This window comes from Alteromonas alvinellae (assembly GCF_902705805.1).
This window is the reverse complement of sequence record NZ_CACSIH010000111.1, coordinates 1-9,600: the sequence shown is the minus strand read 5'-3', so window position 1 is coordinate 9,600 and position 9,600 is coordinate 1. Positions and strand designations below refer to the sequence as shown.

The following is a 9,600-nucleotide window of genomic DNA, read 5'->3' as shown; positions in this document are numbered from 1 at the left end:
TCATTAAATTCTTAACTGATCGGCATTAGCTCTAAGAGCGGCTTTTTTCAAATACGTCAGCGATTACGCTTCAGCAATGATGATCACTTTGATTGAAGTGATAACGTCAGAGTGAAGTTGTAAGTCGATGTCATACTCACCAGTCTCACGAAGAGTACCAGTAGGTAGTTTAACTTCTGCTTTTTGTACTTCAACGCCAGCTGCAGTGATTGCATCAGCGATGTCACGAGTACCAACAGAGCCAAATAGTTTACCTTCGTCACCAGCAGGAGCTGCGATTGTAACTTCAGCAAGCTCAGCAACTTTTTCAGCGCGTGCGTTAGCAGCAGCTAGTTGCTCAGCAATTTTCGCTTCAAGTTCAGCACGGCGTGCTTCGAACTTTTCAACGTTGTCTTTAGTTGCAGGAACCGCTTTACCCTGTGGGAAAAGGAAGTTACGAGCGTAACCAGACTTAACAGTCACTTGGTCGCCCAGGCCGCCAAGGTTGGCGATTTTATCTAGTAGGATGATATTCATCTTAGCTAACCCTTATATTCGCCAAATTACTTGTGTGAATCAGTGTACGGAAGCAACGCAAGGAAACGTGCGCGCTTGATCGCAGAGGACAGCTGACGCTGATATTTTGCGCTTGTACCAGTAATACGGCTAGGGACAATTTTACCGCTCTCAGTGATGTAGTTCTTAAGAGTAGCGATATCTTTGTAATCAATCTCAGTCACACCTTCTGCAGTGAAACGGCAGAACTTACGACGTCTGAAAAAACGAGCCATGGGTGATCTCCTTAAGCGTTGTCTTCAGTGGTTTCAGTTTTCTTTTCCGCGCGATCTTGGCGAGGAGCAGAATCGTCACGACGCTCACGACGAGGCTCTTCTTTCATCATTGGAGAAGGCTCAGTCACAGCAGTCTTAGTGCGCATAACCATGTTACGTAGGATCACGTCGTTGAAACGGAAAGCATTTTCCAATTCATCAACAGCTTCTGCAGACGCTTCAGCATTGATTAGTACGTAGTGGGCTTTGTGCAGCTTTTCAATTGGGTAAGCCAGTTGACGACGACCCCAATCTTCTAAACGATGAATCTGACCACCGTCTTGCTTTAGGATTGTGGTATAACGCTCGATCATACCAGGTACTTGTTCACTCTGATCAGGGTGAACCATAAATACGATTTCGTAATGACGCATTATAGCTCCTTACGGTTGTAGCCTCGACAGTACAGCCGACTGTATGGAGACAAGGAACGAATTGGGATGGCTGTAAGGGCGCGCATTATACGCAGCAGTTACTAATTGCACAAGCATTAATCACCTTAAGAACAATCATTTGTCCTTTCCCCAAACACTACGCTCAGACATTTAACTAAAATACTGTTTATTTATACAGTAAAATACTGTACAGTTTTTGTGTCTTTAATAAACAGGGGACCTACCATGGCCATTACCACACAGTATGTTGTTACGCACAAAGGGGTAGAAAAATTGGTAACTACCGACAAAAAAGAAGCCGATCAGTATGACAAAATGCTCGATGCAGCAGATAACCTTGCTGACTACATTCATGCGAAGGGCATCAAGCTAGACGATAGCGTAGTGGAAGAGCTCACCATCATGCTGTCTAAAAACAAAGATAAAATCAGTAAGATTTTCAAAGGCGCTACCGCAGAAAGCGTATTAGAAGATGAAAGCGCAGAAGTGGTAAAGCTACAAGCTAACGGCTGATAATTTAGGCGCGCCTCTCTTTTGCGTCGTTATGATGAGCAATTAATAAGAGCAATTGCCGCTTTAGGCTGATGAGATCTGATAGCATAGCTATACGAAAAAATGTTATTTGATAACATTACCTCAACGCGGCAATGTGTTTTCTCTGGTTTTTAACAGGGTGAACAGACGTGTCGCTTTTGCTAATGTGAACATAAGACGTAAATACAGGTCGGGCTTAGCGTGAATACCATCAATAAAAACAATAGCACTCAACCCCAGCGCAATGCAGTAGTTGAAGGCCGCAGCGCAGTGACTGAAGAGCGCAACACAGCGATTGAAGTTAGCAATTTACAGTTTTCGTACACCAAAAAAAGTGCGCCCGTCATTGATATTAAAGCGTGGCAGGTTTCGCAAGGTGAACACGTTTTTCTTTCAGGGCCTTCGGGGAGTGGCAAAAGCACATTGCTAAATTTGCTATGTGGTACGTTGACCCCTACTCGAGGCGACATCGCTTTACTCGAACAGCCTTTTTCCTCGTTATCTAACCGACAGCGGGACAAGTTTAGAGCACGCAATATCGGCGTTGTTTTTCAACAATTTAATCTTATTCCCTACCTTTCTGTGGCACAGAACATTAATGCGGCGGTGTACTTTGCGGGTACTAAACCTAGTAAAAAAACAGAAGACGCAAAGCTTCGTCATTTACTGGACAAGCTACAGCTGCCTTCTCACGTGCTGCATGCGAAAGCTGACGCATTGAGTATTGGTCAGCAGCAGCGCGTTGCCATTGCAAGAGCACTGATTAACGACCCACAATTATTAATTGTCGATGAACCTACCTCTGCCCTAGATACCGATGCCAGAGATAGTTTTATGTCGCTGCTAAAAGACGTTGCAGGTGAAAGCACCATGATTTTCGTGAGTCACGATAAAGCCATGGAGAGTTATTTTGACCGCCACTGCAGCATGAGTGAATTAAGCCCAAGTACAAACCACATAAAAACGCGAGGCGATGAGGCCCCAAAAGCACAGGAGCGTGCGTAATGCTAAGTACCATTGCTATTGAAAGCTTAAAGCGCAGGAAAACAACGGCAATCCTCACACTTTTAAGCATTACCATCAGCATTAGTTTACTGTTGTGCGTGGACATTATTCGCAGTCAAGTGAAAACCAGTTTTACGCGCACCGTGTCTGGTGTTGATCTTATTGTTGGCGCACCAAGTGGACAGCTTAATTTACTCCTGTCGTCAGTGTTTAATATAGGCACTCCCACCAAAGGTATTGAATATAAAAGTATTGCGGCGCTTCAATCTAACAAACAGGTATTGTGGCTTATCCCGCTATCTTTAGGCGATACTCACAGAGGTTTTAGAGTAGTAGGTACAACCAACAGCTTTTTCGACCACTTTAAATACGGTGATATGCAGTCACTTGAAATGGCAGCAGGCTCGGCATTTACGCAGCCACTGTCTACCGTTGTTGGCGCAGACATCGCCAAATCATTGAGGTACAAGGTAGGGGATAAGATTATTATTTCCCATGGTCTGGGTAGCGTATCGTTCAACAACCATGACGATCACCCTTTCACTATCTCGGGCATAGTTAAGAAAACCGGTACGCCCGTAGATAAAGCCGTATACGTTACCCTACAGGGACTTGAAGAAGCCCACACAGGGTCTAAACATTCGCCCACCTCAATTTTAGGCCGTAAACCTGCTGACAAGGCGAAAGAGCATGAGCATGAGCATGAGCATGAGCATGACGAGCATACAAAAGAACGTGCAGCTTACAATAGCGAAGCGTTTACGCCTGAGTCAGTATCCGTAGTGATGCTGGGGCTAAAACATCGGGTAACGGCACTGCAGCTTCAGTATCAAATTAATCAAAGTAAACAAGAGCCGCTAATGGCAATTCTACCCGGGATGGCACTCGCAGAACTTTGGCAAATTATGGGAAATGTAGAATCGCTTTTGCTTGGCCTTTCCGGTCTTATCGTCATCTGCGCGCTAATTGGGCTTGCGACTATGCTGCTGGCCACGATGCGAGAACGTTATCAAGAAATCGCGGTTTTACGAACTATAGGCGCAGGACCGTTTACCTTACTGCTACTCATACAGATTGAAGCGATGCTGCTTACGATTGTAAGTGCCGCACTGAGTTTAGGCTTGGTTGCTGGGCTTATGAGCGCACTAAAGCCTTGGTTAAGCAGTACCTATGGGTTGTTTTTAAGCAGCCCGCTGTTTGGTCAAAGCAGTATTATTATCATTTTACTGATACTGGGGTGCACATATTTGGTATCGCTGTTCCCCGCTGTGGCGGCCTACAGACGCGGTCTACATGCAGGGCTTAATGCGAATTAATAAATACCTATGCCTACAACGTTGTTTCGAGTTTTGTAGGCTTTTATTTAGCGCCACATCTTTACGCCAATAGGCAATAGGCCTTTTAGTGGAGTAAGCTTAAGAGAGCTGGAGAGAGTATTACTCTCCCACTCGCTTATCTGTACTGAAACGCAATATTAGTTCGTGGACCTGATTAACCGTTGCGCGCAAATCGTGACTTGCTGCAAGCGATGCTTCAGATGAACGCTGGGTTTCAGACGCGCCGTCAGCAACCTCTACTAACTGCTGGTTAATATGCTCAGCCACTGTGCTTTGTTCTTCTACCGCTGAAGACATCTCTACTGTGGCATCAGCGATACCTTTCACTGCATTGTTAATTTCAAACAATGCACCTCGAGTTTCTTCTACTATAGCGCTGCCGTGCTCTGCTGAAGCTAGCCCTTCCGTCGATACCCTTACAGCGCGGTCAGAACGCTCAGCCAATTCATTAATGATGTTGTGAATTTTATCGGTCGATTCGCGAGTTTTCGAAGCTAACGTACGCACCTCATCAGCTACAACCGCAAAACCTCTTCCTTGTTCACCTGCTCTTGCTGCCTCGATCGCGGCGTTAAGCGCTAACAGGTTAGTTTGCTCAGCAATGGTCGAGATGATATTGGCCGCTTCGCCAATATCGCTGGTTGACTGAGCCAACTCTGTCACTGTGGTAGATATAGACTCTACCGCCTCGCGCAACGCAACAATCGCCTGCATGGCTTCTTCAGCTTTACGGTTTCCTGTTTCTACGTTAGCTGCTGCAGTTTTTGCGCTTTTGGCATTACCCTCAACCCGCTCAGCGACTTCTTGAATAGCCTGACTCATTTGCGTGACCGCAGACGCTATTTGCTGTGTAGCTTGATTTTGCTGTACAACCGCCGAACTGGTGCTTTCCGCTTGTTGATGCGTGGTGTTAGCTATTGATTCGAGCCCCGCTGATGCATCTTTAATTCGAGTTAACGCCGTACGGTTTCTGGCAAGCTCACACCCTAGGACAAGCTTGGCTTGGCTGATATGGGACGGGTCTGGGAAGTAGGTTTGTGCCACCGTTTCATTAGCGTAGCTTTCTGGGCTAAGAGAGAGCAGCGCGCCCCAGTCTTTTCTTGTCTTGGCTTCTTGAGCAATCATTAAAATAATTGCCCCTGCTAGCGCAATACCAGCCGCAGCGGCGCCGTGGGTAAATGCAAGAGCTATTACTAAGACAGCACTTATCAGCAACGTAGGCGCCAGATGCATTAGGTTTTGAGCTAAGCGCGACATCGGTGATACCGCTGACTTTCCTTGCTGCATTCTTGCATAAACACCGGAAGCACGCGTTATTTCATCATTCAACGCTGGAACGCGAACGGATTCATAGCCGACAACGGTTTTTCCCTCGTACACAGGCGTTACGAATGCCGACACCCAATAGTGGTCACCATTTTTCCTTCTATTTTTCACCAATCCTAGCCAACTTTGACCAGATTCCAAGGTACGCCACATTTCTTTAAATACCGGCGCAGGCATGTCTGGATGACGGATAATATTGTGGTTTTTGCCGATGAGCTCTTCGCGACTAAAGCCACTTGCTTCTACAAATTCGCTATTGCAATGCTGGATAACACCGCGCTTATCGGTCGAAGATATCAGGCGATGATGTGCTGGAAACTTATATTCTTTTTGGGTAACTGGCTGATTGTTTCTCATTCGGTGCTTTCTCCATGTAGCAAAGCAACCATCCGATAATCGTATAAGATGTTGCTTATCTCCTAAGACTAGAACATAAAATAATTCTGTCTAGCAGGAAGCAAAGATTAACGAAATTCTATAATCTATCAGCTATTTAGGGAAGCGCTTTATACTTTAGGCTAGAGGTAGCAAAACGGTAACGCTTGTTCCTTTACCCTCTTCACTGGTGATATTTATTTTTCCGTTGTGTTCTTCGACAATGGTCATGGAAATAGACATGCCTAACCCTGTTCCTTCACCAGGAGGCTTAGTTGTAAAGAAGGGCGTGAATATTCTATCCAGTGTTTCTTTCGACATACCGATACCTTCGTCTTCTACGATAAGCATGGCGTTCTTTTCATCTTTTTGTACTTTTAGGGTGATAGACTTTCCTTCTGGGGTAGCATAGATAGCGTTGGTTACGAAATTAACCAATACCTGCTGAATTTGCCCTGCGTTACCAAGGAAATAAACGTCTTTATCCGGTACTTCTAAATTAACTTTGTTTTTGTACCTGTGCAGGTTGTTCGTTAGCTTGATAACCGTATTCATAGCTTCTACAGCGCTTATTTGCGTGTGCTTTCCTGAGCCTGGATACGAAAAACTTCGCAACGCTTTTACTATCTCAATAATGCGTTCAATGCCCTCATGAGATTCGTTGAACATTTCTAAAATCTCGCTTGCACTTTCTCGCAGAGAAAAACGCTTCTCCAGCGCTTCGAATTGCGCTTCAATCTCCCCACCAGCGGTACGACACAGTAGCCCTATTTCATCTAACGCATGTTGATAGTCATTAAAGATTTCTTTAGCGACAACGGTATTACTTCGAACATACCCAATTGGGTTATTAATTTCATGGGCTATGCCCGCCGCAAGTTGGCCCAACATCGCCATTTTGTCTGCGCTGACCAACCTCTCTTCTAAAAAGTCCCTGTCTTTTTTAACCGTCTTTAATTCAATTTTTCGACTGTTAAGTTCCGTCGTTTTACTTTCGTAGCGTGATGTTATGTCTAAGTAATGCTTAGTTGTATCCAAAACATAAAGCGTTTCTTCTTCTAGGTTGTCATCTTTGGTAAGCAACACTAGCCAGGCGTATTCGCCGTCAGCCATTTCATGCATGAAGTGAAGTAAGCGCGCTTCTTTTTGAGTGTCGGGTCGCTGAACTGCATTAACACACCAATGGGAATAGCTGTCCCTTAAGAAGAGTGGTGTTTCAATTTTAATAAATTCAGCAAGTTCCGGAGAGCTACACCACCCCTCGTCATAAGTAAGTACTTGGCTATCATCACCCACTATGAGCTCGTCATTTTTCACAATGAACGCTTTTCCACAATGGGCATTACTAAATTCCACCGCCGATTCTAGGGCAGAAAATATAAAACTTTTACCAGGCTGGGCATTGGAAAGCTGCGATGCAGTTCGGTTGAGGTAGAGCAGCTCTCGCTCCCGCTGCTTTGAATCATTTAGTGCTTTTCTAAGCGCTTGGTTTGCTAGATAAGCATCTTGAGAATAGGTTTCTAAGAAAGATTCTGCGTTTTTACGCGCAATTTTTTGACGCTTAAGTTGTCGCTCTAACGAGTTAACGCGGGCTTCCAGCGCAAGAATACGCTCGTGTTCGGTGGAATACGATGTTTCACTCACCAAGAAGCCCTCCATTTAAATCGCCGATAAAATCTCAGAGCGCCATGCGTCTCAATAGGGCCTATCGAACCATAGAGTTCTGCGGCCGCTAGCTAACTAGCCTATCAAGGAGTGTTATTACTCTCTCACTGGCTTGTTCCATTTCTATAAGCTTAGCATCAGCTTCAGCGTTGTCGCCATTTTGTTTAGCTACCACCGCGGCTATTCCGCTGCTATGTACTCTTGCATGCGGCGCTTCAATCTCTCTGAATGCCGTAGTTTGGCCTATCGCTTTATTAGCATTATCACTATACCATTGCCCTAGGCGACAATTTTTATGATCGCCAAAGTCCGCCACCGATTTGTTACTATAACCACATAGCACCGCATATACTTCTGCTTTCCACACTACATGATCCAGCTTTACTGTTTGGATAAATGTAGCAATGGCGCCTTCACTAATAGTGGATTTCATGCTGTCACAGTGCTTCACCATGACTTCATAGCTATCATTAAGTTGATTAATGCCTGTCTCAAGCTGTTCGTTATTTCCACGCAGCTCATTCACTCCCGATACCGCTTTGGATGTTGATTGAATAATGCCATTAACCAACTCTGAAACTTCTGTTGCAGATTTATTGGTTTCTGTTGCCAGTGCACGTACTTCATCAGCAACAACACTAAACCCTCGTCCTGCATCGCCCGCTCGAGCCGCTTCAATCGCGGCGTTTAGCGCGAGCAAGTTGGTCTGGTCGGAAATACTCGTAATAGTGGTAACAAATTTATTAATGTTATCTGCTGTTGTCGATAGTCCCGAAATACGTTCGCTCATACTGCCCATTTGAAGGTTGAGCCCACTCATGTCGGTAACAATTTTGCGTAACGTTGTGGCTGAGTCACTAAACAACTCATTAATATTCGCCAGCGACTGATTCTCTGCATCAATGCGCTGATAAGTAGCTAATACTGTTTCGCGTATACCTTCTAACTGGCGCATAGCGTCCACAATACATTTCATAACGACGGAGTTGTTTGACGATGCGTGCTGGCCTTTTGCTGCCTCGATGGCGTTAACGAGTTCCGTATTTTCTGCCTCTAAAACATCAATTTTGTCTAAGGCTTCTCGCACTCTTGCTTCGAGTTTACGTACTAGCGCTTCTTTTTCTTCGTATTTACTGCGAGATACAAACATTTGTGGTTACCGATTTATTTTTTATAGAGTTATTTTATTCAGATTAACAGATATTTAGACTCATTAACTATTAGTCTGAAGTAGCGTTATGCTATGAGTATCGGCAGATTTTCTAAATTCGATACATTTAAAACGCCGCGTCCAGTTTCTTATCTAACGTTACGAAAAATGTAAGTATCCTAAAATGATGAGTGCTAACCATAGGGTTTCTGCGAAAATCATAATTATTGGTCGCACACCAACATTGATGAGTTGACCCAAGTTTGATTTCATTCCAATCGCGGCTATGGAGACGATGAGGAAAAAGCGTGAGATTTGACTCCCCATCTCTACAACGCTTTCAGGTAAAACAAAGAAACTGTTCAGTAGCATCATCATCACGAAGCCGACTAAGAAGAGTGGTATCTTAGGACTGTTTGTTCGACGGCTTTTGATACCAACAGATAAGGTTTTTGCTACGACTAACACCATAATCATAACTACTGGAACTAGCATGGCTACCCTAACAAGTTTCGTTAGCGTTGCCATGTCGCCTACTTCCTGAGAAATCGAGTAGCCTGCCCCTACAACTTGCGCAACATCATGAATAGTGCCACCTAGAAATATGCCAGCTTCACTGTCTGACAGGTTTAGCTGAACAGCGATAATAGGATAAAGTACCATTGCGATTGTAGACATAGCAGTAACGCCAATAACGGTAACTAGTGTATCTCGCTCATGGTGCTGGCCTTTGGGTAGAATGGTAGATATAGCCAATGCAGCGGACGCGCCACAGATAGCAACTGCGCCTCCTGTTAAGGCCCCTAGTTGCCCTTTTAACCCCAAAATTCTAGCGAGACCAATACCAAGCAAGATGGTCGATAAAATGGCAATGCACAATAAGCCCAGCGTATCCCAGCCCAGTGCGGTTAAATCATCAAGTGCGAGTCTTAAACCAAGGAGTACAACACCGGTACGCAATAAAGTACTGGCACATCGAGTAGGGTGAGGCTTGCGCCTCATCC

General features: G+C 44.8%; 10 protein-coding genes. 3 read left to right on the top strand and 7 right to left on the bottom strand.

Going from position 1 to position 9,600, the window contains the following annotated elements:
- Positions 1-63 precede the first annotated feature (63 nt).
- Genes rplI through rpsF form a run of 3 tightly spaced genes read right to left on the bottom strand, consistent with a single transcriptional unit; the run spans position 64 to position 1,183 of the window.
- Positions 64-516 carry a 50S ribosomal protein L9 gene (rplI, locus tag ACX5KA_RS07635; protein WP_012519953.1) on the bottom strand — a complete coding sequence of 151 codons (453 nt, stop codon included), beginning with the start codon at positions 514-516 and terminating at the stop codon, positions 64-66.
- 26 nt (positions 517-542) lie between these two features.
- Positions 543-770 (bottom strand): 30S ribosomal protein S18, encoded by a 228-nt coding sequence (gene rpsR / locus ACX5KA_RS07630; RefSeq protein ID WP_012519954.1) that lies wholly within the window; start codon positions 768-770, stop codon positions 543-545.
- 11 nt (positions 771-781) lie between these two features.
- Positions 782-1,183, bottom strand: a complete 402-nt coding sequence (rpsF, locus tag ACX5KA_RS07625) for a 30S ribosomal protein S6 (protein WP_014951120.1) — start codon at positions 1,181-1,183, stop codon at positions 782-784.
- A gap of 246 nt (positions 1,184-1,429) precedes the next feature.
- Between rpsF and ACX5KA_RS07620 the strand changes: the two genes are divergently transcribed.
- The 3 genes from ACX5KA_RS07620 to ACX5KA_RS07610 all read left to right on the top strand — a co-directional run bounded on the left by ACX5KA_RS07620 (position 1,430) and on the right by ACX5KA_RS07610 (position 4,059).
- The gene (locus ACX5KA_RS07620; protein WP_014951121.1) at positions 1,430-1,717 is read left to right on the top strand and encodes a YebG family protein; all 288 of its coding nucleotides are present in this window, start codon (positions 1,430-1,432) and stop codon (positions 1,715-1,717) included.
- A 222-nt stretch (positions 1,718-1,939) separates the two neighbouring features.
- The gene (locus ACX5KA_RS07615) at positions 1,940-2,743 is read left to right on the top strand and encodes an ABC transporter ATP-binding protein (protein WP_458730806.1); all 804 of its coding nucleotides are present in this window, start codon (positions 1,940-1,942) and stop codon (positions 2,741-2,743) included.
- Positions 2,743-4,059: an ABC transporter permease gene (locus ACX5KA_RS07610; RefSeq protein ID WP_458730805.1), complete on the top strand. Its 1,317-nt coding sequence runs from the start codon at positions 2,743-2,745 to the stop codon at positions 4,057-4,059. Before ACX5KA_RS07615 ends, ACX5KA_RS07610 begins: the two co-directional genes overlap by 1 nt.
- A 120-nt stretch (positions 4,060-4,179) precedes the next feature.
- Here ACX5KA_RS07610 and ACX5KA_RS07605 read toward each other — a convergent pair whose 3' ends face one another.
- The 4 genes from ACX5KA_RS07605 to ACX5KA_RS07590 form a co-directional block, all read right to left on the bottom strand.
- Positions 4,180-5,763, bottom strand: a complete 1,584-nt coding sequence (locus tag ACX5KA_RS07605) for a methyl-accepting chemotaxis protein (RefSeq protein ID WP_458730804.1) — start codon at positions 5,761-5,763, stop codon at positions 4,180-4,182.
- A 156-nt stretch (positions 5,764-5,919) separates the two neighbouring features.
- Positions 5,920-7,425 carry a sensor histidine kinase gene (locus tag ACX5KA_RS07600; RefSeq protein WP_458730803.1) on the bottom strand — a complete coding sequence of 502 codons (1,506 nt, stop codon included), beginning with the start codon at positions 7,423-7,425 and terminating at the stop codon, positions 5,920-5,922.
- A gap of 88 nt (positions 7,426-7,513) precedes the next feature.
- Positions 7,514-8,596 carry a methyl-accepting chemotaxis protein gene (locus tag ACX5KA_RS07595; protein WP_458730802.1) on the bottom strand — a complete coding sequence of 361 codons (1,083 nt, stop codon included), beginning with the start codon at positions 8,594-8,596 and terminating at the stop codon, positions 7,514-7,516.
- A 159-nt stretch (positions 8,597-8,755) separates the two neighbouring features.
- Positions 8,756-9,600 (bottom strand): YeiH family protein (locus tag ACX5KA_RS07590; RefSeq protein WP_458730801.1); only part of this gene is annotated, 845 nt, incomplete at its 5' end.